Genomic DNA, 26,270 nt, shown 5'->3' on the forward strand with positions numbered 1-26,270 from the left:
ATGAGCATTTTCATTTGGCTAGTATTAGGGTTTTTCTTAGCCGTAGGAATCTACCTGTTTAAAAAATGGAATCTTCGTCCAGTTAATTGGGAACCTGAAGAAGTTTCAAAGCTACTTCTCTCGTGGCTCGATGATAATATTGATGATCGAGCCTGGGATTATTTTGAGTCTTGTGAAATCGCCAACCCAAAACTAGAAGCAATTCGGCAGCGTGCTTTAGATGCCGTGTATTTTGAATCGCCCTTTATCGTGTCTACTAGGCAAAATGGCCTACGCCTAAATGAAAAAGGCAAAGAGTTATTCCAAGAGCTAAGAGAAAAATGCTTAGAGATTTAATGTCAATACCCACACATAACAATACGCACCACGTTCGCACAGCGGTAAAGCTGCTGTGCCGGACAAGCCTACGCGATGCTTCGGCTTGCCCGTGTGCTTTGCGTTAGGTGAGTCAGGGAGCACATGAAAAAGAAATTATTTTATATAGTAATACTGCTATCCTTGATCGGATGTAAAACCGAATACAAGGAATTTTCAGAAAAAATTAGCGCAGGCGTAACCGCTGAGGAAGTAGAGATATTCTTAAGTGAAAATACTATTTCTTATCAATATATAAGCTGTAACGAACTAGCCGAGCTTATTAGCTCCGTTAAAAAAGAGTGTATTGGTGATAACTCGCGTGGTGTGATCAAGGGTATAGTCAATGATGGCTCATATATGCTCGGTATGGGTTCCTCCGATGTATATTTTCAGCTTGAAATTGGTGCAGGAGGAAAGGTTGTAGATGTTTACACTGATACCATTTATACCTTTCTGTAAATCACCTAACAAGTTTGTCAACAGGACATTTTTTGCTGCGCTCCGTTTTGCGGTGGCTTCGCCACTTTACCGCAAAACTACGCTACACAAAAAATGCCTGTTACAAAGGCGTTATGAGTAAATTATGAAACAAGCCCTATTAGTAGCCGTCCTTTTTATAGCGGTAGGTATGAGTTATTTTCTAGGCTATAGGTCAGGAATAGAAAAAGTTGAAGAAATCACTCATAGGGTTTCAAGTATAGACGATGCATATCCAAAGATGATGGCTTGGTATCAAGAGGTATTTAGGACGCTGACATGGCTAGAGTCACTTGAAGCAACAAGTTCAATGAGCGAGCTTTCCGTTTTGATTGATGAGACTAAAGAAAGTGGTAGGGGTCATGTGGCTTTATTCTTTGAGTATTCCGATAGGGTAAAGGTAGCCTCAGGCAAGCGCCAGGAAATCGAAATTTTGGAAGATGGTGTTAGAAAAAATAGTGCTAAATTCGAACAATAAAACTCATAACAAACGCATCATGTACGCGCCTTCGGCGCAGGACTCGCAACAAGTTGCTCGCCTCATATGCGGGCGTTATGTGAAGCTATGAGTAAACTAATTACTACCGTTATTTGCATGTTTATTTCATCTTCTTGTTTTTCGCTTAGTGTTTCTTGCCCTGTAGATGAAGAGTTCAAAAAATATGTATCTGAAGCGAAACTCGAATATAAGTGGGATGTAGATACTTGGCTGGTAAAAATAAATGCACCGGACAAAATTGGAAAATATCGATTCGCGAAAATACAGATTAATAAAGAAGGTGAAGGAATGGCGATTCCGCTCCAAACTGAAAACGAAAAAGGCATAGTTTCAGCGCATTTTTACCTAAACGAGAATGCTATGAAGGGTATGAGTTTGTGGGTGGCTTACGGTAATCATTGCTTGCAAGGTTTTCATCTGGAGCTAAAGCCAAATGTTGAGGCGTTGTAATCACCCAGGTTATCAACTGAAGTGCAATGAAAGTGATTAACGAACATAGACTGCCTCCGGTGTTTCCATATTTAAACATTTTCTAGGTCGTCGGTTAAGTTTCATTGCAATTTTATCGCAATCCTTTTGAGTTATGCTCTTCATTGATTCTCCTTTAGGTAAATATTGTCGTATGAGACCGTTGGTATTTTCGTTTAACCCTCTTTCCCATGAGTGGTAGGGGTTGGCAAAGTAAAATGTTGAGTTAGTGACGTCTTCAATTTTTTTGTATTGATGAAACTCGGTACCGTTATCAGCGGTAATTGTTTTTACCTGATTAACCTGTTTTTTGATTAGCTGAATAACTTTTCGATTTAACTCGTCAGTCGTACGGTTCCTAATTTTGCCAATGATCGTGTATTTACTTTTTCGATCAACTAACGTGACAATTGAATGTTGATCGCGTGAACCATGAACGGTATCAATTTCGAAATGACCGATTCGGCTCTTATTTTCTGCCCCTAGAGGTCGCTCAGAGATATGGGCCTTATTGGCTAAAACGCCTCTAGAGTCAGGGCTTCTATATCTTTTTCGGCGTTTCTTGCTTGATTGACGTAAGTGCTTATAGAGATCCCCTGAATAAAACATGTTGTACCAAATATAGCGATAAATGGTCGAATGGCTGATCGATAATATATTGCACTTCTTAAGCCACAAGGAAACTTGTTCTGGGCTCCAATCGAGGCGTATTAAGGCGATGACCATCTGAAGCTCGGTATCATTGAATTGCCATTTACGACGAGACTCCCTCCGTATTCGAGAGGTACGTTTTACTGCTCGCGCTGCGCAGTATTTACCGTCTGGGCGACGATTTCGTTTTAACTCTCTGGAGATCGTGCAAGGATCGCGGCCTAAGGCCCGTGCAATATAGGCTTGAGATTTACGTTGCTTTAAATAGGCCGCTATAGTATATCTTTCATCAGTGGTGAGCTGGTGGTACATCATGAGGTCCCTCTTCTTGCCGGTCGAGAAAAACCATGAGTATCCCAGTTCACCCTATATAAAGGAAGATGCAGGCGCGTTGCACTTACTTTGCGAATTCGGCTCACATAACAAGCCAAGCCAGCAGGACTTATTTTGCTGTCGCTTCGCTCCAAAACGCAAAATAAGCCTCTGCTTGGGGCGTTATACAAGGCTTGCATGAAGAAATATATTTTTGTCATTGTTGTTTATTTTCTACATGCGTGCGCATCAGCGCCACACGAAATTTCTATTGATTCGCTTCATGAGGGTATAAAAAAACACTATTACTCTGAGGGCTCCACGATTGTGTTGGTGAATAACCTAGATGGAACATCTGAGGAAGTTTCTCTTCCTGGTTGCTCAAAACCTGAAATTTGCGGTGATATTGTGTTAGTTGCTTGTGGCGTCGATGGAGCAATCGACTATCTAAATAATACAACTGGAGAGGTTGTAGCGAATTGCGGAGGCCAATGTAACTTTGGCTTTTCTAAAGAGTATGATTCATGTTTAAAACGTTGCCCCCCAAAAGAGTGGGCGTGTAAATAATGTATAACAAAAGTAGCCAATTGACCTCCGTAAGCTGTCTTGGTTTTTGCAAAAAACGCAAAAACACAATCCAACTTACTCCGGCAATTGCTACTGGCGTTATGGCGGGTTTAAATAATTTGTAAATCGTTCCAGAATACTGTCCAATTTGAGAACTAGCAGTTTAGTAAGTGCAAACGTCGAGAAAGAGCAAATAGTTTCACTCGGCACAAGAATGTAGTGAAGTGGTTACAATAGAAAGCATTGGAATAAGGTGAGCGCAAACCTGTTCGTTCTTTGGTTTACCGTTTAAAAACCCACTGCGAAATGAAACAGGTAGTTCGCATCTTCAAGGCTCCATCAAGAAGGTGCGAATTGTTAGAATAGTGGATTAAACTGGTTGGGTTTTTAATAGGCTAAAGTTCCGCGTTCGCTCCACAAAGAGCGCTGTAGAAAGTAAGTGCCACCCAGCTCCCAGGTTATCAACTGAAGTGCAATGAAAGTGATTAACGAACATAGACTGCCTCCGGTGTTTCCATATTTAAACATTTTCTAGGTCGTCGGTTAAGTTTCATTGCAATTTTATCGCAATCCTTTTGAGTTATGCTCTTCATTGATTCTCCTTTAGGTAAATATTGTCGTATGAGACCGTTGGTATTTTCGTTTAACCCTCTTTCCCATGAGTGGTAGGGGTTGGCAAAGTAAAATGTTGAGTTAGTGACGTCTTCAATTTTTTTGTATTGATGAAACTCGGTACCGTTATCAGCGGTAATTGTTTTTACCTGATTAACCTGTTTTTTGATGAGCTGAATAACTTTTCGATTTAACTCGTCAGTCGTACGGTTCCTAATTTTGCCAATGATCGTGTATTTACTTTTTCGATCAACTAACGTGACAATTGAATGTTGATCGCGTGAACCATGAACGGTATCAATTTCGAAATGACCGATTCGGCTCTTATTTTCTGCCCCTAGAGGTCGCTCAGAGATATGGGCCTTATTGGCTAAAACGCCTCTAGAGTCAGGGCTTCTATATCTTTTTCGGCGTTTCTTGCTTGATTGACGTAAGTGCTTATAGAGATCCCCTGAATAAAACATGTTGTACCAAATATAGCGATAAATGGTCGAATGGCTGATTGATAATATATTGCACTTCTTAAGCCACAAGGAAACTTGTTCTGGACTCCAATCGAGGCGTATTAAGGCGATGACCATCTGAAGCTCGGTATCATTGAATTGCCATTTACGACGAGACTCCCTCCGTATTCGAGAGGTACGTTTTACTGCTCGCGCTGCGCAGTATTTACCGTCTGGGCGACGATTTCGTTTTAACTCTCTGGAGATCGTGCAAGGATCGCGGCCTAAGGCCCGTGCAATATAGGCTTGAGATTTACGTTGCTTTAAATAGGCCGCTATAGTATATCTTTCATCAGTGGTGAGCTGGTGGTACATCATGAGGTCCCTCTTCTTGCCGGTCGAGAAAAACCATGAGTATCCCAGTTCACCCTATATAAAGGAAGATGCAGGCGCGTTGCACTTACTTTGCGAATTCGGCGCTCATAACAAATCGCTGCACTCGGACGCATATTGCTACGCTCGTTTTTATGTATGTCGCGGTGCTCCATTTTACATAAAAACGCTCTCCGCAATATGCGCCGGTGAGCTCGGCGTTAGGATATTTCTATCAATCAATCTAGGGGATTTATGAAAAACTTATATTTCACAATTTTTGTTTTATGTTTGTCTGGATGCGCAACTGCATATGGTAAATATGGTTTCTCAGGTGGCTATAAAGATAAGCAGTTAGATGATGGGTCTATTGAAGTTTCGTATCAGGGAAACGGTACTACTTCTCCAGAAACAGTCGAGCTATATTGGGAAAAACGAGCCGCAGAATTATGCCCAAGTGGATATGATATCGTTTCAAAAGAAAATGGTGGTCACAGTAGTTATTACCCAGTGCAAGTATTTCACCCCTTAACTGAGGGTGTTATTAAGTGCCTTGGTGATGGTTAACAGTGCAATCCTAACAAGCCGCTGTAGAAGGACAGTTTTTCCGCCGCTTAAATTTATGGCGAAAAGACTGCCATAAATCAATCAGCTCCAAAACTGCCTCTAAGCGGGGCGTTAAATAGCTCGGCAACATACTATTTATACGGCGTGAAGATTTCAGTTTTAAACTTACATTTTTAGCTGTGTAGTGGTTTTAAATATTATGCTAGTTTCATAACGAAACAGTTCGTTTAGCTCTACCAGCATTAAATCGTGCAAACCACTCTAAAAGTCTGTTTTAGTATTTTAAGTTTTACTGGTTGCAAGCATATTTTAGTAACTCGTAAAAAGTGTTATTTTCGAGCGGGTAGTTTTAATGAAGAAAAAAGCAGAGCGGGGTAGTGATGTAAAGTTTACCGGTCGTTCTTCTTAGAGTTTTCAGGTTTAGCGTTTACGGGTGTTCATGTAGCGTTGTTCGCCACTTTGGTAGCAAGGCTCCATTTGCGTTCCGCAACGCAGTGTTGGTGTTGTTTGGTGTATCGCCATTTAACAAGGCCATCATGCTGCGCCAGCAAGCTGGCTGGACAAATTTTCCGTTGTTTGTTTTGTGCTTTAACGCTACGCTAGCACAAAAAAACAACTCCAAATTTTCCGCATATGGCGGCGTTAGGGTTCCTATGAGAAATCTCGTACTTTTTATTATTGTCCTAATTTCGGTTGCCGCCGAATGTGGCGCGGTGCATATGCATGGTGGTTGACGTATAAAGTAGAACCGAAGAGTATGAATTTCAAGAATATCGAGGCTACCGCTCTGAATTCTGACTTTAAGAAAATCTCAATCTTGAGCTGTAAACTGCCCGCTACGTTCTCGGCAGAAGAGTGCGCAGAAATTGATGGGAATAATCTAAGCTTGACTGTCGAAGGTGATTTTAACTCTGATGGCATTATTGAAATATGGCGTATTGGAGTGGCTAAATCAAAGCAAGGGCAATATTACAAAGTCCTTTTCGCAACTTCCAAAGATGGAAAGTTACTTCATTCCTTAAGTACGAAATACGACAGGCCGGGGTTTTCTGCTTTTCTGGTTAGAGGCGATGCCCTATCTTGGGTGATGTGTATGGAATGTGGGCACCTAGCTGACGTTGTTTGGTCGGGAGAAACGTTCATGCTAGATTGGGGCGAGGACTATGGGTAACCCTAACAATACGTGCCAGCTGACATTTTGGTCGGCGCTCCATTTTGTGTATGGCTTCGCCATGCTACACAAAACTCCACACCAACCAAAATGCAGCTGCACTCTGCGTTAAGTGCCGGTAGACCCATGGATATAACTAGTTTCGTCGAAAATAATTACAAGTTATTTGGTTCATTCGACAAGCCTGGTCTCGCAACTGATATTCACCACTGTGAAGAATGTAGAGATCACAATGACGAAGTGGATGGTGCTGATCGAAGAGAATTGTCATCGGAACAAATTGGTACGGTATGTTGGGGGATTTCCTCGTTTCTTACTCCTCAAGCGATGGGGTATTATATTCCTCGCTTTATCGAGTTGGCTGTTACAGGGAAGAACGATAAGGATGGTACTCCATATATGTGCCTATACATCAACCAGATTGGTCTACATTCTGAGTCCGAGCAGTTTTCATTATTTAGCAATGAGCAGCGTTTGGCTGTGTGTAGTAGTCTAATTTTACTTAAGAGTCAGCATATCCAAACATTAGCTGAGCACTGCTGGGAAGATGACATAGACGCTGCCATCAATCAGTGGAGAACTTAACAAGCAAATCAATTCGACCTCCGCAAGCTGTCTTCTTTTTTGCGGAGCAAAAAAATAGCCATCTCGCTCCGGCGAATTATTTGGGCGTTACTTGTCTATTAAAAAAAGTTTGGTGTGTAGTTAAGTTTCAGTAGGGTGTTCCTAAATTCGTTACCCTCCATCAAGTTTAGGTAAGCCACCTTTGGTCGCTTACAACGTGCTTCGTAAAAGGTAGATTTGGTAATCCGGTAAAGCTTCGTTGCAAAAAAGCGCAACCAAGCTTTACCTAGCAAAGGGAGTTTTCGGCTTATTCCTCCCGTTTGTTCCTTTCTGTTGGTTGCCATAATCACTTGTTGTTTTGGGTCAATTTTATGCCTTCTGTTTTGGCTATCCCACGGTTATAGTTGGGTCTAACCAAAGCTTCAGGCTTTTTAAACAAATACAGCAATTGGCGTAGCAGCGTAGTTAAAAGTGAGTAGGTGTTTGGTACAAGTAACAAATCGCTGCACACGGACGCATATTGCTACGCTCGTTTTTATGTATGTCGCGGTGCTCCATTTTACATAAAAACGCTCTCCGCAATATGCGCCGGTGAGCTCGGCGTTACAAGGCAAAATGAATCGAGCATCGTTGTATCCAATCAGTGGGTTTTTAATAGCCCCGCCTATAGGTGCACTAATATGGGTTGTGCTATATGGCGGTATTGGTGAAATTTTTGGTGGGATATCTGCTTGGGCAGTTATTGTAAGTTGGGTTATTTCCGCAATTGTTGGTATACCTATATATTTACTTCTTAAAGCTAAAGGTTGTATTAACTTTCGTTCTTTAACTTTAGGCGGTGCATTAATTTCAGCCGCTCCTTGGCTACTATTTAGTTTTCCGGGCGGCACGACTCGTAGTGTTGTGGGGCAAACAATAATCATTGAAAATGGCAGCTACACTACAGCAGGCCTTTTGTACCAATTAAAGTTTCTGCTGGGTTTTGGCTTTTGTGGTGCAGTTTCAGGCTTAGTCTTTTGGCTTATAGTACGGCAGCTTGTAACAAGGCCATCAAATTGACGGCTTTTCCGTCGCTTTTTTTGTGGCTTAACGCTACGCTGCCACAAAACAATCAACTACAAAGCCGCAATTTATGGCGGCGTTACATTTAAGAGGAAGTATGGAGCAAATTTTTAAATATCAGAAAGAAGATTGGCAAATCTTTCAGTCGTATCTGGAAAAAGATCTCTGCAAGTCCACTAAGATGTGGTATGAGAGTTCTTGGTTCAATATGGTTTTGTGGTTTATTATCGCCTTGGTCTTCTTTACGTTTTTTCAGGTAACAAGTGAATTTAGCTGGCCTACAGCGGGTATCGTTTCCTTTTTCTTTGTATTTATATTTGGTCAATTAGTTCTTAATGGGCTCAAGTTTAAGAAATTATGTTCTCCTTCAAAGGAGGGAACTTTTATTGGGGAGCACCGGTTCAAATTTGATGAAGAAGGCATCCATAGCGAAGGAGACGGTTACCGCGCTATCCACAACTGGAGCGTTGTTAAGCGTGTCGTAAAAACGGACAAGGCAATGTATTTGTTTCTTGACAGTGCGCTTGCATATATTTTCCCCTTGTCACAATTAGAAGATCCTGAGAAGTTCTATGAATACATTGGATTAAAAGCAAATGTAACAAGTTTGTCCAGTTGACGTCCAAACCTACGCGGCTTTTGTGCGTTACGCTCCGCTCCACTTTAGCGCAAAAGCCGCTCCAGTTTGGCCGCAACTGACAAAAGCGTTAGGCACAAGCAAGCTTCAAGTATTCACCTAAAAGGAAATATATATGTCTTTTAAAGCTACTGTTTATCGTGTATTGATTGCATCACCTGGTGATGTTGGCGATGAGCGGAATTTAATTCCTGAGGTGATAAATGAATGGAATACAGTTTCAGCGGCCTCAACAAATATTATTTTAATGCCTGTAAAGTGGGAGACAAGTACAACACCTCTTTTAGGTAGTCGTCCTCAAGCAGTAATAAATGATCAAATTGTAGATAACGCTGATTTATTAGTCGGGGTATTTTGGACTAGGCTAGGAACCAATACTGGACATGCTGTAAGTGGTACAGCAGAGGAAATTGAGCAGTTCGTCAAAGCTGAAAAACCAGTGATGCTATATTTTTCACAGTCACCAGTTGAACCAGATAAGCTCGACATAGAGCAGTTTACCTCTCTAAAAGAGTTTAAGGACAACATGCGCCTTCAGGGGTTAACTGAAACTTATAATGGTCTAACTGATTTTAGGCAAAAATTCACTCGTCAATTGGCCCTTAATCTAAATAATCTAATCGACTCACTGCTAGAAAAAGAGAAAGCAGAAGGAAGAGAACCGTCGAAAAAGGTTAAGACCATTAAAAAGGCTGCAGTGGAAAATTTAACCCAACTATCGGCTGAGGGTGCAGAGCAGTATTTGAAAAAAGCAATCTCTGAAACTTCCCGAGATGATGGGTGGGCAAAATTACCGGCTATGGCCTCCTACCTTATACGATATACCCCTGTAGATTATCGAGAGATGGGGTTTGCTAAATTAAAGCCTTACCTTGAGTCAACAGGTTTATTTGAGTTTAATGAATTATCAAAAACTGATATTGAAATCTGCCTAAAAAGCAAAAATAATCGGACACCCATGTTAACGCCGAGTTAAAACTAAGACGCCTAATAAAAGAACATAACGGGCAATGGGATCGCAGTCAAAAAGCGTGGTATTTACCACATAAAGAGGTGCGTACACTTGGTTTAGAGCACAAAGTGGTATTAGGCTTAAACGCGCCCTCAATTCACGAACTTTAACGTCGTACTGACATATATCCACGCTGTATAAATACTATTGCTATATGCCTAGATTTAGGTATATAAGTATAAGTGTTGTGGAAATGCGTCTTAACGACGTTGAATAAACTGTTATGGCGGGTTTAAATAATTTGTAAATCGTTCCAGAATACTGTCCAATTTGAGAACTAGCAGTTTAGTAAGTGCAAACGTCGAGAAAGAGCAAATAGTTTCACTCGGCACAAGAATGTAGTGAAGTGGTTACAATAGAAAGCATTGGAATAAGGTGAGCGCAAACCTGTTCGTTCTTTGGTTTACCGTTTAAAAACCCACTGCGAAATGAAACAGGTAGTTCGCATCTTCAAGGCTCCATCAAGAAGGTGCGAATTGTTAGAATAGTGGATTAAACTGGTTGGGTTTTTAATAGGCTAAAGTTCCGCGTTCGCTCCACAAAGAGCGCTGTAGAAAGTAAGTGCCACCCAGCTCATAACAAATCGCTGCACTCGGACGCATATTGCTACGCTCGTTTTTATGTATGTCGCGGTGCTCCATTTTACATAAAAACGCTCTCCGCAATATGCGCCGGTGAGCTCGGCGTTAAAGGCTGTTCGTGGTTTTAGGGTTTTCCACCAACGAGTTAGCAGTGATCGTCCGCCTCTTTCAGTCCGTGTGTTTAACCGGTAAAGTGGCTTGTAATAAAGACCGCGTCAACGTGGCACCAATGGAGGGTTTAGCTGTTGTATCCATCTCAATCCATCCGTTCCCTGTGTTCCGTTTTGTCGTCAACTAATAATCAAGGGCAGTGCTTCGCATTTGTTTGTGCCGGGCTAAGTCCAGCACAATTAGCTAATACAGTGCTGCCCTTAACAAGTTTAGCCATGCGACGCCGCAAAAGGCGGGCGCACATGCTAAAGGCGTTAAGTGTCACAAGGATTCAAAGCTCATATGATTGAAACTGTATCAAAAAACAACTTGGCCGAAGTGCTCCCTCTAATCCGAGCGTACCAAGAGTTTTATAAAGTTTCAGAAATATCCGATGATCGAAATTCGGAATTTTTTGCACAGTTCGGTGAATCTAGTCCTTCTGGTTGTCAGTTCATTTATAGAGAGGCAGGAAATGTTGTTGGGTTCGCTACAGTTTATTTTTCATTTGCATCAACTATTACAGAAAAGGTTGCGGTCCTGAATGACCTATATACTTTGCCAAATAGTCGCGGTAAGGGGATAGGCCGCCAGCTCATAGAACATTGCCGAGCCTATGCAGCTAATAATGGGGCTGCTCGCCTACAGTGGGTTACGGCTCCAGAAAACGAACAGGCTCAAAAGCTCTATGATTCAATGAATACGGGTAAAAGTAAGTGGCATTTTTATACATACAACACTTAACAAACATGTCAACCGGACAATTTTTTGCTACGCTCTTTTGTGAATTTCGCTGCGCTACATTTTTTCACAAAAGCTCTCCACAAAAAATCGCGCGGTTACATGGGCGTTATGTATCAGACCGCAACATAAAAGGAGAATTTACTATGATAAATGCATTAGTGGCGTATGTTCATTTTTTGGCCGCCTTCGCCTTGGTCTTTTCGATTATTTTTGAATGGTTCACATATAGTAGAAGCGTCACTTTAATAGAAGCCAAAAGATTACAAACTATAGATATAGTTTATGGAGTATCCGCCGCTGTCGTTTTGTTGTTTGGTTTTCTTCGTATACTTTTTTTTGAAAAAGGCGGTGAATTCTATTTTCATAGTCCATTTTACAAAGTTAAATTGTATACTTTTCTGGTGGTCGGCATTTTATCAATTTACCCAACTGTTAAATTTTTTAAGTGGAGGCGGGTAACTAAATTAGGAGTGGCACCAACATTCAAAGAAAAGGAGTTTAAAACAATAAAATGGATCTTAAGAGCGGAAGTTGTAGGGTTGCTAATTATAATTTTATCTGCATCGTTCATGACTAAAGGCATCGGCTTTTGAAGTTACATAACAAAGCGTTGCACCTGACGAATTGTAAGTAGCGCTTATGCAATATCGCTGCGCTAAGTTTATCGCAACGCGCTACTTACAATCCGCAGGTGAACGCAACGTTATGTGCTGACTCTTCCGAAAAAACTAGAGTAGATGATGAGAAATATTTATTTAGCCATAGGGTTTTCTGTTTCAATCGTACTTAGTCTTTTTATAGGTTATAGACAAGGCGTAAACGTTGGTTTTGAATATACCGAAAAAATCAATGATGCCGATCACGCAACTGGTTTGTTACGTACCAATTATGAAAGCGCTTTTAGTAGTTATATTTGTTATAGTAAATTGAAGAAGGCCGAAGGTTCGGGGAATATTGAAGGTGTAAAGGAAGAGGAAAAAGAATTTTCTCTTTACAGTATTGAGGGGTTTAGGCAGCAGGCAAAACGTATTAGAACTGCAAACCAAATCTATTCATTACTAGAAATATATGAACCTCACATAGACGAAATGGAAGCCGAGCTTTTAAAGTAAAGAGGTGCAGTATACTGCGCACATAACAAGCGCTTCCAGACCGACAGCTGGTGCTACGCAATTTTTGTGTTACTCGCTGTCGCTCAAACATTAACACAAAAATAGCTCCACACCAGCTGCGGCTGAAGCGGGCGTTACATGGCTAAAGGAGAATTCAGTGAGAATCTATGGTGATACCCAGTCTGGAAACTGCTACAAAATCAAATTACTCGCTTCTTTACTTGGTATCGAACATGAATGGATTCATATAGATATTCTCAATGGTGAAACTCACACGGCAGAATTTCTTGAGAAAAATCCGAACGCTAAAATCCCTGTTTTAGAGTTAGAGGATGGTCGCTATCTATCTGAGTCAAATGCAATCTTGAATTATTTAGCAACGGGTACTGAACTCCTATCAAGCGACCCCTATGAATACGGTAAAATTCAGCAGTGGCAGTTTTTTGAGCAGTACAGCCATGAACCATACATTGCAGTAGCAAGATTTATCGCAAAGTATCTGGGGTTGCCCGACGACCGAAGAGCAGACTATGAATCCAAACAGCAAGGTGGTCATAAAGCTCTTCAAGTTATGGAGCAGCAGCTGCAACAAACACCTTATCTCACAGGTTATAAGATGAGTACGGCAGATATATCATTGTACGGATATACTCACATTGCAGACGAAGGTGGTTTTGATTTAGGCAAGTATCCAGCCATCATACAATGGATAGATCGAATTCAATCGCAACCCCAATACGTAGGCATGGCATAATCGCCGTGTAACAAGGCAATGGTGCGGGACTGCCTACACGCCGCTTCGCTTTGTTGCGGCAGCCCCACATTGCGGCGTTATATTTCGCCGGAGTCTCTACCAGAGAAATAGAGTATGGAAGCAATTTTTGGGTATTTGATTAATATAATTACATTCGGATGGAAAAAGCGGAGAGAGGCTGATATTGAGCTATTTCGAAAACTTTATTCTGAGCTAGAATTTAATAGTGATTCTGCAACTTTACTAAGAGAGCATGATTTTTCTAATGGATTTCAATTTAAATATTTACAACAGCTTAATTACATTGCTGAATATTGGCTCTATGAAAACATAAAGTTTCACTCATGGTTAGTTGAGCGCCGTAAAAACAAGTTCATTGAAAACCTTAATAAATTTATCAATGAATTAAGCCTACACACAGGAATGGATCACGGAGGGTTGATTTCTATCGGCCTGCATGAAGCCAGCAAGAAAGAAAAAGGACGTAAGAAAAAAGCGGCTAAAACAATCAACAAGCTCAGCATTAAAGCCTACAAATCTTACGAAAGGTTTGTAAAATCGTATAAGAAGCAATTAAATGCATAAAAATATAACAAATCAATTAATGTCGCCCCTTCGGGGCTGGACCTCCAAAAGCCTGCGGCTTTTTCCGGCCCATTATTGAGGCGTTATAGGTCAAATCAAATGAAGAACGTTTTTCTAATATTTAGTTTATTTTTAGCTGGGTTGGCAAACGCAGAAGATGGCTGTGCTATCCCTCAAGGAACAGAGACCGGAAATCCACTTGTTAAGGTTTCCCCTAAAGTAAGTGGTAGCATTCCCAGTGGTTCATGCGCACTTGTTTCCTTTATGCTCAAGGAAAAGCCAGGAACTGAGGGTAAAGCTTTGGTGCCTACTTCCATAGAAGTGGAGAAAAGCACCAATAAAAAGCTAGCTAAGGCAGTAAAAACGGCCGTATCAAAATGGCTTTATTTAAGTAAGTCGCACAACGCAACTACTAAATACTATTACTCGTATGCATTTATATCCGAGTAAACCTATAACAAACATGTCAACCGGACAATTTTTTGCTACGCGCTTTTGTGAATTTCGCTACGCTACATTTTTTCACAAAAGCGCTCCACAAAAAATCGCGCGGTTACATGGGCGTTAAGCGCCAAAATTGTACGACCTCCTACTTTGAAGGATATTTATAGATGGCATTAGAAGAAATCAACACTAAATTGGCAAAAGTGGCTTTAGGTAATTGCGAGGGCTTTCCTTTTGAAGAATTTGCAAATGATTTTATTGCTGCTATTGAAGGAGCCGATTTTATTCCCGTTGGTGGTACTTCTGATGGTGGGGCTGACGGCGTTCATGAACAAGGTCTTTATAGTATTGACAAAAAAGATGTATTTTATCAAATATCTATTGAGCAGAACCACCGATCTAAAGTGAAGAAAACTATAGACAGGTTGATTGAGTTTGGCAGAACTCCCAAAAGACTTATATATGTTACATCTCAAACCATAGGAACATATGACAGGGAAGAAGAGCACTTAACAGATAAGCATGATGTGTTTGTGAGAATCAGGGATGGAAAATGGATTCTTGCCAATCTAAATCATAGCGAAGCAACTAAAAAGGCATATTACACTCACCTAGAGAGGTATACCGATTTCCTAAAAGATTTAGAAAAAGGCAATAAAATAAGAACGAGTGCGAATGTTTCACATCCTTCTGTTTATGTTTTTTTGCAGCAGCAGGTAGAAAATAGGGAAAAGGATAAGCACCTTACAAAAACTGTCGCTGATAGCTTAATACTCTGGGCGTTAAATGACACAGACCCTGATCAAGACCGCTTTATGACTCAAACAGAAATTTTAGAGTCGATAAAAAGCAATATCCCTTGGGCGAAAAATATAGTAGGGGGGATACTTACCAGTAGACTTAAAGAACTCGTGAGCAAAGGTGGCGTAGGTGGAAAAAAAGTCAATTACCACAAGAAGGGAGGCAGATATTGCCTGCCTTTTGAAACCAGAGTGATAATAGCCGATGAAAAAAGCAACGACGAAAGTGTTCAAATAGACGTCGTAAATGAAATATGTACTTTTGACATACTCAATGAAATAGAGCCAGATGAAAAAATATTAATTGCCAACATTTCAATTAGAACAGCACAGCTATTCTTTGAAAAAGAGGGTTTGAATTGTTCCTATTTCTTAAATGGGGGCAATTCTGATAAAGGTGGACTAATTGAAAATACGGTTTACGATCGTGTTAGTGAAGCGCTGGATGAATTGGTTGATCTGGCAAATAAAAAAGAAAAATTCAATTCGCTAATTTGTGAGATTGTCAGAAACATGTTTTATCAAAGCAGTGAGTCACAAAGAATCCTGCTGACGAAGTTTTCAAGAACGTATATCTTGCTATTCACTCTTCAGGCTGAGCCTAGAGTTGTTGAATACTTTCAAAAAGCTACGGCTAATTTTAGGTTGCTGGTTGGGTCGGATTTGATTATTAGGGCGATGTCTGAACGATTCCTCTCCGAAGAAAATCAAATGACAAGAAATCTGTTTAAAATAGCAAATTCTGCTGGAATAAGTCTCTATTTAACCGAACCTGCATTAGATGGAGTTTTAAAACACATTATCGTTACAGATAACGAATATAAAAATCATATTCAACCACGAGAGGCATATCTGACAGTTGACTTGATTCGAGAATCATCGCAAATACTTATCCGTACTTATTATCATGCAAAGTTAGAAGGCTATGCAAAATCATGGTCTAGTTTTATTAGTGAGTTCATAACTTACAATCAGCTCCACAATGCACCAGGAAGAGAAGAATTTAAAACATACATAACCCAGCAGTTTGGAATGGAATATATTTCATCAGAAGAACTATGTTCTCAAACTTCTGCTAATGACGTGTCAACATTATCAAACGATATTCTTGAGCTTAAACAAGGGAACCAGTCATTAGCTGATGCTGTATCTCTCACTATTAACGCAGTATATGGCCAGCGTCGAGCCAACAAGGAATTTTCGACTTTTCCTGAATATGGTTATCAAACATGGTGGCTTACTCAAGAATCTAGAGTTCAAAAGCACACTGTTGATATCGTGAAAAAGAACGGTGCAAAATTTATAATGAGGCCAGAGTTTTTACTCAATTTTTTCTCATTGTCACCGAGCGTCAGAGATATACGAGAATCTTACAAGACAATCTTTCCAACCGTCATGGGAATTCAGATGGGCAATCGGCTTCCCGATAAACTATTTCATAAAGTGCTGGAGCAGGTTGACGTATGGAACGGGCTGGAAGATGGTAGGGTCGCAGCGAAAACTAGGATGTTATGTGATCGACTGAAAGCTGAGCATTATGATGAAAGTGCTAATAGTAATGCTATAGATCAAGTACTTCAGGAGATAGAGAGCGCTTAACAAGTTGCTGCACGCGGAAAAGTTACTCGCTGCGCTCCTAACTTTCCGGTGAGCAAGGCGTTAGGTGAACGAATGTATCGTCAACGTAAATGGATTATTGGTTCTATCTTGTTTTGGTTTACAGCAATAGCTTTGATTCCTTATTACGATAGAATTGGATTGCATACAAATTCAATTGATGTGTTTCCCTATTATGATTGGCGGGTTTGCTTTATTGCTCTATATCCACTGGCTCTAGGTTTTTGGTTTTCAAAATTAAAGTGTAGGTCGTGTGGGGCGCCACAGGTATTACGTGGTCATCACGTTACGAAAATGAGATTGCCTGGTAAGGTGTGTTGGGTATGTGGTTGCACTCTATAGAAGAGAGAGCAGCACCTAACAAGTTTGTCCATTTGACGTTTTGGTCTACGCTCCGTTTTGGGGTGGCTACGCCACTTTACCCCCAAACTCCACTACAACCAAAACGCAAATGACAAAGGCGTTATGAGTAGTCATGGATAGAAAGTACCATCTTGAATTCGCGGGAGAAATAAGATTTGGCCCGCAATACTACGATTTAGAAATTTTGGGAAAGAAAGTCCCAAAGTACAATTATGGCTTTAACAGGGCCGAACTTGAAAATGGGCGGTACCTCGCGATTGAGGAATGGCTTACTACTGATTATCAAAAGGGGCCAATAACCAGAGTAGCGATTTTTGATTTAGAGAAAGGTCTAGTAAGTAGGCTAAAGATCGTAGATAAAGGGTTCGTAAGCAATTTTAAATTAATTAATGGCGTCTTTTCTTACCGCAAAGAGTTTCTTGCTAAGGGGAAGGTAGTTGAATCAGAGCTTGATTGGTCTTCTATTTGTAAGTGGGAGCCAGCAAACTCATAACAAGTCAAAGCACTCGGACTTGGTAAAGCTGTCATCTTTTTTGTTCCAAAAAAGCCGCCAACTTCACCAAGCCGGTGTTTGAGGCGTTAGGCGTAAATTTTATGAAATTATTATCCGTTATATTTTTGGCAATCTTTGTTAGTACACACGCTTCGGCAGAAGAAAAGTTGGATTGTGAAAACTTAGTCGGCACTTGGGTTGGTAGTAGTTTTGAGTACAACATAGAATCCCAGAAAACGTTTCAATCCACTTTTAATAAAGATGGAACATTTGAAATGGTATTTAACTTTGCCAATGGAGTTTCAGATGAATCACAGAAGGAGTCTGGGTTGTGGGAATGTGATGGGAGATATGTTGTAGTGCATACACTGATCGTTTCTGAAAGTGAAGTTGAATATGTAGATTTGTATGAATATTTAGAGTTAACATCGTCTTATCGTAAATACAGAGCTGTTCTGGCTAATTGTGACGATGTTGTTGGGGATTGTAATGGGAAACTGTATGAGTCAGTGAAAATTCATTAGCCTAACAAGGCTATCAAATTGACGGCTTTTCCGTCGCTTGTTTTGTGGCGGCCGCTACGCTACCACAAAACAATCAACTCCAAAGCCGCAATTTATAGCGGCGTTAGAAATAGGCCATGAAATTACTTACTAGCGTACTTTTTCTACTTGTTTTATCTGCGTGCGGTCCTATGTGGGAAGACGGTGAGTATGAAGTCTACTATATCGACGGTAATATTAATCTCGGGATAAAAATAGATGATTCTGGATCGTATCACGGTAGAGTAGATCACAAAGTTGTAGCCGTAGGTGCCGACGAAAAATATGTGGTCGCAAAGCAACTGGAGCCAGGAGTAACAGTGCCTTCGTATTTTTATATTGTAAGAGAAAAGGATAATATGTACCTCAACTCAGATGAAATTACGCAAGGGCCATTTTCCGAAGTTCGGTTTAACGAACTAAGCCAGAAGCTTGGGCTACCCAGCTTTAGCAAGGAGTTCTAGAAATTTCTAACAAGTGTGTCATAAGGACATTTTTTACTTCGCTTCGTTTTGGGGTGGCTACGCCACTTTACCCCAAAACTACACTACATAAAAAATGCCTCATACACAGGCGTTATGAGCTGTCAGAGCTGGAATTCAATCGTGAATGAAAAAATCTTGAAGATGTTGGTATATTCATGGCTTTTAATACTTTGTGGATGCGCATCAAAGTCGGTAGATATAATTGACACTGGTTTAACTGGCGAGGAGTTTCGAGCCGCTTTCTTAAGAGACTGCGAAATAATCACCGGTATTGAAGAATTTCATACGTCAACTTGGTATACGGTGAATGGAACTAATGACGGACAACACACAAAAGATTCGTTTTCGCTTGAGGAAATGTCGTCATGGCTAAGGGCGTGCGGAAGAGATCCTGATAAAGTCACTAAGATTTTGGAGTGAAATATCTCATAACAAGTTTGTCCAGCCGACGTTTTGGTCTTCGCTCCTTTTTGTGCATGGCCTTCGGCCATCGTCGCACAAAAATCCACTACAACCAAAACGCGGCTGACAAAGGCGTTACTTGTTTATTAAAAAAAGTTTGGTGTGTAGTTAAGTTTCAGTAGGGTGTTCCTAAATTCGTTACCCTCCATCAAGTTTAGGTAAGCCACCTTTGGTCGCTTACAACGTGCTTCGAAAAAGGTAGATTTGGTAATCCGGTAAATCTTCGTTGCAAAAAAGCGCAACCAAACTTTACCTAGCAAAGGGAGTTTGCGGCTTATTCCTCCCGTTTGTTCCTTTCTGTTGGTTGCCATAATCACTTGTTGTTTTGGGTCAATTTTATGCCTTCTGTTTTGGCTATCCCACGGTTATAGTTGGGTCTAACCAAAGCTTCAGGCTTTTTAAACAAATACAGCAATTGGCGTGGCAGCGTAGTTAAAAGTGAGTAGGTGTTTGGTACAAGTAACAAATCGCTGCACACGGACGCATATTGCTACGCTCGTTTTTATGTATGTCGCGGTGCTCCATTTTACATAAAAACGCTCTCCGCAATATGCGCCGGTGAGCTCGGCGTTATAACCACTCAACATCAGAGTAATCTATGTCAACCGCCGAGGAAATATTTGTAGGATATGTTGCAATTTATTCATCACAACAGATGTACTGCGAACATGGAGCCTGCATAGTGGCTGGAACACAATCCTTTATGAATAAATATTTAAAGGCATCGTCCAGCGAATCAAAAGAGTATCAAAAACGTAAGACATTGTTCCATCAAATAGTTGACGGTATGGAAATGGGTGGAGCATATGCATTTGATCTAGAGTCATATAAAATATTTAACTCATTGGCCAAGAAAGTTGGCTTAAATTTAATTCAAGAAGATAAGCCTCCTGCTATTTCAGGCCAGAGCTTTATCTTTAATAGTTTGGAAAAGTTATAACAAAAACATCTTGCCGATATTTTGGCCAACGCTTGAAAAGCAGCGTTAACCAAAATACGGCAAATGTTGGCGTTAAATGGCCTTTTGGCCGAGGAGAACGAAATGAAAAGCTTACTTAAAACCACAATAGGAATTTTGGCAATTACAGTTAGTTCGTCACTGTTCGCGGGGCAAGCTGAATTCTGTGCTGGCTTTGAAGAAGGCTATAAAAGCATAAAAGGTGATATGGTAATTGTTCCTATTTGTCCAATTGCTCCAATAACTCCTATTGGTTCTACAGATTTCCGCGAAGGCATAAAAGCGGGCATACGTGCTGCTAGTAGATAAGGCATTTAACAAGGCCCATCAGGCTCGCCCGCAAGCGGGCTGGACCTCCGTTCCGGTGCTTGTTTTGCGGTTGTCGCTTACGCTACCGCAAAACATTCACCTCCACTGCGGCCCCTGTGGGCGGCGTTAGAAATACTGCATGAATAGAATATTGCTACTTTTCACAATGAGTTCGATTCTTTTTCTCTCATCGTGCACAAGCATTCAAAGTGGCTTTTGTTCTGCTAGAGGCGGCCAGCCGTACATTAATTTGGGCGGCTACCAATATTGTGGAGACAAGTACCCCGACGGCGGTAAGCTTTGCCATAGCAGTGAAGAATGTGAGGGCGAGTGCGTTCTACCTGTCACGTGGAATCCAGAAGATGGTAATGAAGTATTGGGTAGGTGTCGTAGCGATAACACTTGGGAAGTTGGCTATGGCTGTTTAGCAATAGAAAACTATGAGCAGCGAAGCGAATGTATCGAAGAGTAAATTTCTAACAAGGCAATGTACCCTCGCCAGCAAGCTGGCTGGACCTCCACTGCGTTGTTTGTTTTGTGCTTTTCAGCTACGCTGGCACAAAACAAACAACTACGTTACGGCCGGTAATTGCGGCGTTAGCACCCAAAACACAATGAGCAGCTATTGTTTATGCATGCAGAAACCATCAATGGAAAGCAGTGTATTATTGTCGGGCTGTTTTCAGCGAAAAGAAAGGATATAGATAGCGAAATATCCTCGATGAAGAGCACCCTTATCAAACATGGTGCGATTGTTGTTGGAGTTTTAATTCAGCGAAGAGGTGTGTCTAGGTCAAGTAAAAAGGGTGGAGTTAGGCAAATGGACTCACCGCTAAACTCGGCAACAGTTATAGGTCCCGGAAAAGTTGAAGAGTTATCCCGGCTGGTAACAGAGCTGCAGGCAAATACAGTTGTTTTTTACAACGATCTACACAGTACCCAGAAAACTCGGTTGCAGGAAATAGTTGGTTGTAATGTATTCTGCATCAACGAATAACCATCAGTGCTAACAAGGCATTCCACTCGATGCCAAAAGCTACGCGATTTTTGCGCAACTCGCTCCGCTCGATTATAGCGCAAAAACCGCTCCGCTTTTGTCACGAGTGAATGCGGCGTTATGCGTCTTAACGGCTGGTAGAGTAGGGCTTGGAATTCATTGGTGTTGTTTACTGTAAAAGTATCAGCTGATCTCGAAGAGCTTGCGTGCATCCTCCGTTTGCTTTAGCAATCAGCACAACAGCGTCAAAACGCTACCAGTATTCTAGTGTTCACGTTTATAGCTTTTGGTTTTTCTTGTATTCGTGGTTGTAACTCTATTTTTTACGGGTACTTGGCTCAGGTGTAAAGCTAGGTTAATCTCAATGGTTGTTGGTAATAGCTTTAGGTTTTAAGTCTAAATCTAAGCTATTTTTATTAAATTTATGGCTATGTTGTGTGTGGTGAACGGGTTGTTTTGTATGTATAGAAAGTCGCATAACAAAGCTATCGTAGGGACATTTATTGCTACGCTCCGTTTTGGGGTGGCTTCGCCACTTTACCCCAAAACTCCACTCCACAATAAATGCCCCACATAGCGGCGTTCTGTGTCAGGGGAATCATGGCATCTCATAAGCGATTAAAAAGTGTTGTACAGAGCATTGCTCACCATGCGGTGGGTGCGCTTTCTTTTGTGCATCCGCATCTTGGGCAGGCTTGTGAGGCAGAAGGCATCGATTCCATAGGGGTTTGTGTATCCGATATGGAGCCATGCCCAAAAGTGTTCCTGCATATAGAACCGTTACGTGCCGCACTTAACTCGCTTAAAGAAACATTTTATCGCTTAGTAATTACCGAGGGATTCGAGCCAAAAGATATTTTGTCAGCAAGGCTTATCTTTGAGTTCAACCATGGTCAGCTCGACCACAGTGCATCAAAAATTTATAAAAGTAAGGTAAATTACCTTGGAAACACAGAACAAGGCCAGTCAATCTGACCTCCGTAAACTGTCTTCTTTTTTGCAAAAAACCGCAAAAAAGCAGCCAATTCACTCCGGCAGTTGCTGGCGGCGTTAAGCTCTAAATCGCATGAAGATTAGTACCAGTTACAATCAAGGGGATCGCGTAACCGTTTTAGTGGTAACTTTATTCGCCCTAATATTCTTTTTTAGGTTGCATATATTTATCACCATAATTCCTTTCGAGTGTTGGGATCTTCATGAGATCTGGGAGCATGAGCCATATTATTTTAGCCCGTTTTCTCTTTATGTAACGTGCTTATGCCTATTTCTTGTTTGGTCGCTAGTTGAGCTATGGATTGGTGTTTGCCTTAAGACGGGAGTGTATGTAAAAGTTGTCTCAGCACTATCTGCAGGTACAGTTTTATTTCTCATGTTTGGCTTTTTTCATTTTTGGCAATTTCTTCAGATCGAAAAAGGCGCTCTGCCAAAAGAAGCATACTTTTGGCAGATTTCCAAAAACATGACAACCCCTAAGCCTGTCCAGCGATACTCGGATTTTCCTACCTGGCACGAGTATGTTGTTGAGCAGCGTTGTGACCGAGGGCTGGCAATATCCAACATGTCTGACGAAGAGAAAAAAGCGTTGCGAGATAATTATTGGGGGTTACGGCAAAGTGTTGAGGAGTAAGCTTAACAAAGTTAGCCAACTTCGCCCGCAAGCGGTCTGGACCTCCGTTCCGGTGTTTTAGTTGTGTTTAACGCTACGCTAACACAACTAAAACACCTCCACTACGGCCGTTGCTAACGGCGTTACAAGGCAAAATGAATCGAGCATCGTTGTATCCAATCAGTGGGTTTTTAATAGCCCCGCCTATAGGTGCACTAATATGGGTTGTGCTATATGGCGGTATTGGTGAAATTTTTGGTGGGATATCTGCTTGGGCAGTTATTGTAAGTTGGGTTATTTCCGCAATTGTTGGTATACCTATATATTTACTTCTTAAAGCTAAAGGTTGTATTAACTTTCGTTCTTTAACTTTAGGCGGTGCATTAATTTCAGCCGCTCCTTGGCTACTATTTAGTTTTCCGGGCGGCACGACTCGTAGTGTTGTGGGGCAAACAATATTCATTGAAAATGGCAGCTACACTACAGCAGGCCTTTTGTACCAATTAAAGTTTCTGCTGGGTTTTGGCTTTTGTGGTGCAGTTTCAGGCTTAGTCTTTTGGCTCATAGTACGGCAGCTTGTAACAAGGCCATCAAATTGACGGCTTTTCCGTCGCTTTTTTTGTGTCTTAACGCTACGCTGCCACAAAACAATCAACTACAAAGCCGCAATTTATGGCGGCGTTAGCGGTTAGAGCTACCCACGAAAAGTAGACACCTCATTCCCACCTAATGAGGTATTAATTATGACTAAAAAAACTAAGAACAAATACAACCATTACACCGAAGATTTTCGTAGGGAGGCCGTTCGACGCTCAGAAGGGCCTGACACCTCAGCTGCTGAAGTGGCGAGAGAGTTGGGTATTCACCCCGGTCAAATCTATAATTGGCGACGTCAATATAAGCGACTATCCGAAAAACAATTTAATGGTGTGAATGGTGTGGATTACTCAAAGCCTGAAAGCGAGACTGTACGCGAGCTGCAGCGGACAATAAGCGACCTGAAAGAAGAGAACGAATTCCTAAAAAAAGCGACGGCATACTTCAGCAAGCCAAGCTGGTGAGGTATGCCTACATGGAGTCGCTTCGTGGTCAATTCCCAATAATCAAGATGGCGGGGTGGTTAGCTGTCAGCAGATCAGGTTATTACAAATGGCGCGAACGAGAGCCTAGTTTCGAGTATGAGTATCGAGAAATGCTGCGCAAGGCTATCAGTGAGACTTTTGAGGAGTTTAAGGCACGATACGGTGCGCCTAGATTAATCTATGAGCTGCATGAAAAAGGCTTCGCTTGCTCAGTTAATCATGTTGCTAAAATTATGCAGGAAGAGGGTCTAAAGGCCCGTAACGGCAAACGCTTCAAGTATGGTCATCAAGGTTCAGGGGATAATAACTTCGCTGAAAACGTATTGGATCGCGACTTTGAGGCCACTAAGCCAAATGAAAAGTGGGTGTCGGACATTACCTATATACCGGTTAAGAACGGTCACGTTTACTTGGCGGTGATCATGGACTTGTTCTCCCGCAAGATCATTGGCTGGTCATTGGATAAAACAATGACCACGGATTTGATTTTAGATGCACTTAACATGGCCACCTCAAGTCGGGGATGCGAGCAAGGGTTGTTGCTTCACTCAGATCAGGGAGTGCAGTATCGATCCGGAGAATATGTCCTAGCGATGCACGATGCTGATATAACTCCCAGCATGAGCCGAAAGGGTAACTGTTGGGATAATGCGGCAATGGAATCCTTCTTCTCACGTCTGAAAGTAGAGGAAGTGTTTGGTCAATCGTACATAGGCTTAAATGACGCGTATTCAAGTGTGTTCGAATATATTGAATTGTTTTACAATCGCGTACGACGCCACTCTGCGAATGACTATATAAGCCCTGCAGAGTTTGAAGAAATTTATTACCAAGAGTGCGCCTAATATGGTGTCTACTTTTTGTGGGTAAGACCACGGTACATATGAAATACCAGTTATCCGAAGAATACATAAAGAAGAGAAAGAGAGGGATGCTTGTAGCTGCATTTATGTTTGGAGCTGTAGCTGTGTTTCTTTCAATTCTTGGTGTTGCCACTAAAAACTACGGAATGTTCGTGGGTCTAATTTTCCTAGTTATGGCTTGGCAATATTACAGAGGCATGAAAACTTGGGTAGCAAACGCAGAGAAGCTGCGATTTGGCTTCGATCGTCAAAGCTTGTTGTTTTCTGGTTCGGAATTCGAAAGCAAAATGGCGCTTAGTTCTGTAAAGAAGGTAGTGGTACAAACTAGAAAAAATCACCCTATATCGGTATTACTTTTCCCCGCATCTGGCTCGCTGGAAAAGTTTGAAGGCATCGATGATATGCCGTCTTTCGTGGGCAGTATTAAAGGTATCGTTGGTGATTCTAAGGTTAAATATGCGCGTTTCTTCCACCGCTAACAAGGCTATCAAATTGACAGATTTTCCATCGATTGTTTTGTGGTTTTACGCTACGCTACCACAAAACAATCAACTCCAAAACTGCAATTTATAGCGGCGTTATACGTAAACCATGAATCGAAATATTAAAAGGTATCAAGGTATTATCTACGTGGTCGTGATTTCTGCTATCGTGGTTGCTTTAAGATTCCACGATGTACGTGGTTCATACTTTCCGGAGTCATTTAACTTCGAACAAGCTAATGGTGTCATTCTTGAGTCTGAAATAAAGAAAGGTTTCAAGCCTGCGTATAGGTTTCATATTGTTTATGAATACGAGATAGCAGGAGAAAAATATAAGTCTTCGAGGGTTGGCTTTGGCTTTAAGGGTAGTCGCTATAAGGATTCAGTTGAAGAAATACTTAGTAAGTATCCTGTAGGTAGTCAGACAAGTGTCTATTATAGCCGTTCAAATTATAGATTTTCAGTTCTTAATCCAGAAATGAACGATCGTAAAGGCTTTAACCTACTGATCTTGGTCTTTTTAGTGTGTTTTTCTGGAGCAGTTTACCTTGCAAAGAAAAACGTATAACAATCAGTTCAACCCGACCTCCACTGCGTTGCTCGTTTTGTGCTTTTTCGCTACGCTCGCACAAAACAATCAACTCCGTTTCGGCGGGTTAACTGGGCGTTACATTTACCCATGAAAAAACATATTTCACTGTTAATACTGCTCTTTTCAAATTGCTCATTGTCATGTGATGATTTGGAGATCCCACAACGAATGGAGTGGTCTTCAAATAATGAAAAGATCGAATTGTTTATATCGGTTCCTGAGTATTACAAAGAGCATAAATATGTAAGTGGCACACTTACAAGTGGTAAAATACAAGTTGCCTTGAGCTTCACCAGAATAGATTATATTGGTTGGGTATCGACAACAGTTATTGGAAGCAAAGAATTCTTTAATGCAGCTAATTTGTCGGTAAATTACAAGAAACTTGGTAGCTACAATAAGGAAAGTAATAGTTTCTCGTTTGTTGGCTGCTATGCGGAGTACAATATCGAGCTAAAAATGTAACAAATCGCTGCAC

At 41.2% G+C, this 26,270-nt stretch carries 35 protein-coding genes; 33 read left to right on the forward strand and 2 right to left on the reverse strand.

The genetic code is table 11. The features are described from left to right. The 4 genes from H5647_RS11305 to H5647_RS11320 all read left to right on the forward strand — a co-directional run bounded on the left by H5647_RS11305 (position 1) and on the right by H5647_RS11320 (position 1,783). Entirely contained in the window at positions 1–336 is a 336-nt protein-coding gene (locus H5647_RS11305) for a hypothetical protein (protein ID WP_045858646.1), read from the forward strand. Positions 337–459: 123 nt separating this feature from the next. Further along, on the forward strand, positions 460–816 hold the full coding sequence (locus tag H5647_RS11310; protein WP_045858648.1) for a hypothetical protein: 357 nt from the start codon (positions 460–462) through the stop codon (positions 814–816). A 124-nt stretch (positions 817–940) separates the two neighbouring features. Further along, a complete protein-coding gene (locus tag H5647_RS11315) occupies positions 941–1,312 on the forward strand; it encodes a hypothetical protein (RefSeq protein WP_045858650.1) in 372 nt (123 codons plus the stop codon). Between the two features lie 87 nt (positions 1,313–1,399). Further along, on the forward strand, positions 1,400–1,783 hold the full coding sequence (locus H5647_RS11320; protein WP_045859096.1) for a hypothetical protein: 384 nt from the start codon (positions 1,400–1,402) through the stop codon (positions 1,781–1,783). Positions 1,784–1,819: 36 nt separating this feature from the next. Here the strand turns inward: H5647_RS11320 and H5647_RS11325 are convergent, their stop codons facing one another. Then, positions 1,820–2,767 (reverse strand): IS30 family transposase, encoded by a 948-nt coding sequence (locus H5647_RS11325; RefSeq protein ID WP_045856342.1) that lies wholly within the window; start codon positions 2,765–2,767, stop codon positions 1,820–1,822. A gap of 195 nt (positions 2,768–2,962) precedes the next feature. Here H5647_RS11325 and H5647_RS11330 point away from each other — a divergent pair, with 195 nt between their 5' ends. After that, positions 2,963–3,331 (forward strand): hypothetical protein, encoded by a 369-nt coding sequence (locus H5647_RS11330; protein WP_045858653.1) that lies wholly within the window; start codon positions 2,963–2,965, stop codon positions 3,329–3,331. A gap of 485 nt (positions 3,332–3,816) precedes the next feature. Here H5647_RS11330 and H5647_RS11335 read toward each other — a convergent pair whose 3' ends face one another. Continuing rightward, a complete protein-coding gene (locus H5647_RS11335) occupies positions 3,817–4,764 on the reverse strand; it encodes an IS30 family transposase (RefSeq protein WP_045856342.1) in 948 nt (315 codons plus the stop codon). 249 nt (positions 4,765–5,013) lie between these two features. Between H5647_RS11335 and H5647_RS11340 the strand changes: the two genes are divergently transcribed. The 28 genes from H5647_RS11340 to H5647_RS11475 all read left to right on the forward strand — a co-directional run bounded on the left by H5647_RS11340 (position 5,014) and on the right by H5647_RS11475 (position 26,257). Continuing rightward, positions 5,014–5,325: a CC0125/CC1285 family lipoprotein gene (locus tag H5647_RS11340; RefSeq protein ID WP_045856500.1), complete on the forward strand. Its 312-nt coding sequence runs from the start codon at positions 5,014–5,016 to the stop codon at positions 5,323–5,325. 757 nt (positions 5,326–6,082) lie between these two features. Next, complete coding sequence (locus tag H5647_RS11345; RefSeq protein WP_162926369.1) at positions 6,083–6,496, forward strand: hypothetical protein; 414 nt, start codon at positions 6,083–6,085, stop codon at positions 6,494–6,496. A gap of 12 nt (positions 6,497–6,508) precedes the next feature. Beyond that, positions 6,509–7,081: a DUF6714 family protein gene (locus tag H5647_RS11350; RefSeq protein ID WP_162926370.1), complete on the forward strand. Its 573-nt coding sequence runs from the start codon at positions 6,509–6,511 to the stop codon at positions 7,079–7,081. Positions 7,082–7,675: 594 nt separating this feature from the next. Then, positions 7,676–8,119, forward strand: coding sequence for a hypothetical protein (locus H5647_RS11355; protein ID WP_045858663.1), 444 nt, complete (start codon positions 7,676–7,678; stop codon positions 8,117–8,119). A 100-nt stretch (positions 8,120–8,219) separates the two neighbouring features. Beyond that, a complete protein-coding gene (locus H5647_RS11360; protein WP_045858665.1) occupies positions 8,220–8,741 on the forward strand; it encodes a YcxB family protein in 522 nt (173 codons plus the stop codon). Positions 8,742–8,874: 133 nt separating this feature from the next. Further along, positions 8,875–9,735 carry an OST-HTH/LOTUS domain-containing protein gene (locus tag H5647_RS11365; protein ID WP_052692034.1) on the forward strand — a complete coding sequence of 287 codons (861 nt, stop codon included), beginning with the start codon at positions 8,875–8,877 and terminating at the stop codon, positions 9,733–9,735. Positions 9,736–10,805: 1,070 nt separating this feature from the next. Next, complete coding sequence (locus tag H5647_RS11370; RefSeq protein ID WP_045856324.1) at positions 10,806–11,246, forward strand: GNAT family N-acetyltransferase; 441 nt, start codon at positions 10,806–10,808, stop codon at positions 11,244–11,246. A gap of 143 nt (positions 11,247–11,389) precedes the next feature. Beyond that, positions 11,390–11,839, forward strand: a complete 450-nt coding sequence (locus H5647_RS11375; RefSeq protein WP_045861329.1) for a DUF2214 family protein — start codon at positions 11,390–11,392, stop codon at positions 11,837–11,839. Between the two features lie 144 nt (positions 11,840–11,983). Beyond that, positions 11,984–12,358, forward strand: coding sequence for a hypothetical protein (locus H5647_RS11380; protein ID WP_162926371.1), 375 nt, complete (start codon positions 11,984–11,986; stop codon positions 12,356–12,358). Positions 12,359–12,515: 157 nt separating this feature from the next. Continuing rightward, positions 12,516–13,112, forward strand: a complete 597-nt coding sequence (locus H5647_RS11385; protein ID WP_045858670.1) for a glutathione S-transferase family protein — start codon at positions 12,516–12,518, stop codon at positions 13,110–13,112. Between the two features lie 114 nt (positions 13,113–13,226). Further along, positions 13,227–13,697, forward strand: a complete 471-nt coding sequence (locus H5647_RS11390; RefSeq protein WP_045858672.1) for a hypothetical protein — start codon at positions 13,227–13,229, stop codon at positions 13,695–13,697. Positions 13,698–13,796: 99 nt separating this feature from the next. After that, positions 13,797–14,147: a hypothetical protein gene (locus tag H5647_RS11395; RefSeq protein ID WP_045858673.1), complete on the forward strand. Its 351-nt coding sequence runs from the start codon at positions 13,797–13,799 to the stop codon at positions 14,145–14,147. Between the two features lie 161 nt (positions 14,148–14,308). Next, positions 14,309–16,540, forward strand: coding sequence for a hypothetical protein (locus tag H5647_RS11400; RefSeq protein WP_045858675.1), 2,232 nt, complete (start codon positions 14,309–14,311; stop codon positions 16,538–16,540). 493 nt (positions 16,541–17,033) lie between these two features. Next, positions 17,034–17,414, forward strand: coding sequence for a hypothetical protein (locus tag H5647_RS11405; RefSeq protein ID WP_045856544.1), 381 nt, complete (start codon positions 17,034–17,036; stop codon positions 17,412–17,414). A gap of 101 nt (positions 17,415–17,515) precedes the next feature. After that, positions 17,516–17,938 carry a lipocalin family protein gene (locus H5647_RS11410; RefSeq protein WP_045857291.1) on the forward strand — a complete coding sequence of 141 codons (423 nt, stop codon included), beginning with the start codon at positions 17,516–17,518 and terminating at the stop codon, positions 17,936–17,938. A gap of 116 nt (positions 17,939–18,054) precedes the next feature. Further along, the gene (locus H5647_RS11415; RefSeq protein ID WP_045856309.1) at positions 18,055–18,420 is read left to right on the forward strand and encodes a hypothetical protein; all 366 of its coding nucleotides are present in this window, start codon (positions 18,055–18,057) and stop codon (positions 18,418–18,420) included. 1,081 nt (positions 18,421–19,501) lie between these two features. Continuing rightward, positions 19,502–19,843: a hypothetical protein gene (locus H5647_RS11420; RefSeq protein WP_045858683.1), complete on the forward strand. Its 342-nt coding sequence runs from the start codon at positions 19,502–19,504 to the stop codon at positions 19,841–19,843. Positions 19,844–19,945: 102 nt separating this feature from the next. After that, entirely contained in the window at positions 19,946–20,170 is a 225-nt protein-coding gene (locus H5647_RS11425; protein ID WP_082087178.1) for a hypothetical protein, read from the forward strand. Between the two features lie 139 nt (positions 20,171–20,309). Beyond that, the gene (locus tag H5647_RS11430) at positions 20,310–20,642 is read left to right on the forward strand and encodes a hypothetical protein (RefSeq protein ID WP_045858687.1); all 333 of its coding nucleotides are present in this window, start codon (positions 20,310–20,312) and stop codon (positions 20,640–20,642) included. Between the two features lie 159 nt (positions 20,643–20,801). Next, positions 20,802–21,167 carry an HflX-like GTP-binding protein gene (locus H5647_RS11435; protein WP_045858689.1) on the forward strand — a complete coding sequence of 122 codons (366 nt, stop codon included), beginning with the start codon at positions 20,802–20,804 and terminating at the stop codon, positions 21,165–21,167. 600 nt (positions 21,168–21,767) lie between these two features. Next, positions 21,768–22,142 carry a hypothetical protein gene (locus H5647_RS11440; protein WP_045858692.1) on the forward strand — a complete coding sequence of 125 codons (375 nt, stop codon included), beginning with the start codon at positions 21,768–21,770 and terminating at the stop codon, positions 22,140–22,142. 91 nt (positions 22,143–22,233) lie between these two features. Beyond that, the gene (locus tag H5647_RS11445; RefSeq protein ID WP_045858619.1) at positions 22,234–22,794 is read left to right on the forward strand and encodes a hypothetical protein; all 561 of its coding nucleotides are present in this window, start codon (positions 22,234–22,236) and stop codon (positions 22,792–22,794) included. A gap of 134 nt (positions 22,795–22,928) precedes the next feature. Beyond that, positions 22,929–23,372 (forward strand): hypothetical protein, encoded by a 444-nt coding sequence (locus tag H5647_RS11450; RefSeq protein ID WP_045858694.1) that lies wholly within the window; start codon positions 22,929–22,931, stop codon positions 23,370–23,372. A 144-nt stretch (positions 23,373–23,516) separates the two neighbouring features. Continuing rightward, positions 23,517–23,834, forward strand: a complete 318-nt coding sequence (locus tag H5647_RS11455; protein ID WP_045856786.1) for a transposase — start codon at positions 23,517–23,519, stop codon at positions 23,832–23,834. Beyond that, complete coding sequence (locus tag H5647_RS11460; protein WP_236075034.1) at positions 23,810–24,700, forward strand: IS3 family transposase; 891 nt, start codon at positions 23,810–23,812, stop codon at positions 24,698–24,700. Before H5647_RS11455 ends, H5647_RS11460 begins: the two co-directional genes overlap by 25 nt. A 38-nt stretch (positions 24,701–24,738) precedes the next feature. After that, positions 24,739–25,197: a hypothetical protein gene (locus H5647_RS11465; RefSeq protein WP_045856549.1), complete on the forward strand. Its 459-nt coding sequence runs from the start codon at positions 24,739–24,741 to the stop codon at positions 25,195–25,197. Between the two features lie 112 nt (positions 25,198–25,309). Continuing rightward, a complete protein-coding gene (locus H5647_RS11470) occupies positions 25,310–25,768 on the forward strand; it encodes a DUF3592 domain-containing protein (protein ID WP_045858698.1) in 459 nt (152 codons plus the stop codon). Positions 25,769–25,960: 192 nt separating this feature from the next. Further along, positions 25,961–26,257: a hypothetical protein gene (locus H5647_RS11475; RefSeq protein WP_045858627.1), complete on the forward strand. Its 297-nt coding sequence runs from the start codon at positions 25,961–25,963 to the stop codon at positions 26,255–26,257. The last annotated feature ends 13 nt before the right edge of the window (positions 26,258–26,270 follow it).

Origin of the sequence: Teredinibacter purpureus, from assembly GCF_014217335.1 — a bacterium.
Taxonomy (GTDB): Bacteria; Pseudomonadota; Gammaproteobacteria; order Pseudomonadales; family Cellvibrionaceae; genus Teredinibacter; species Teredinibacter purpureus.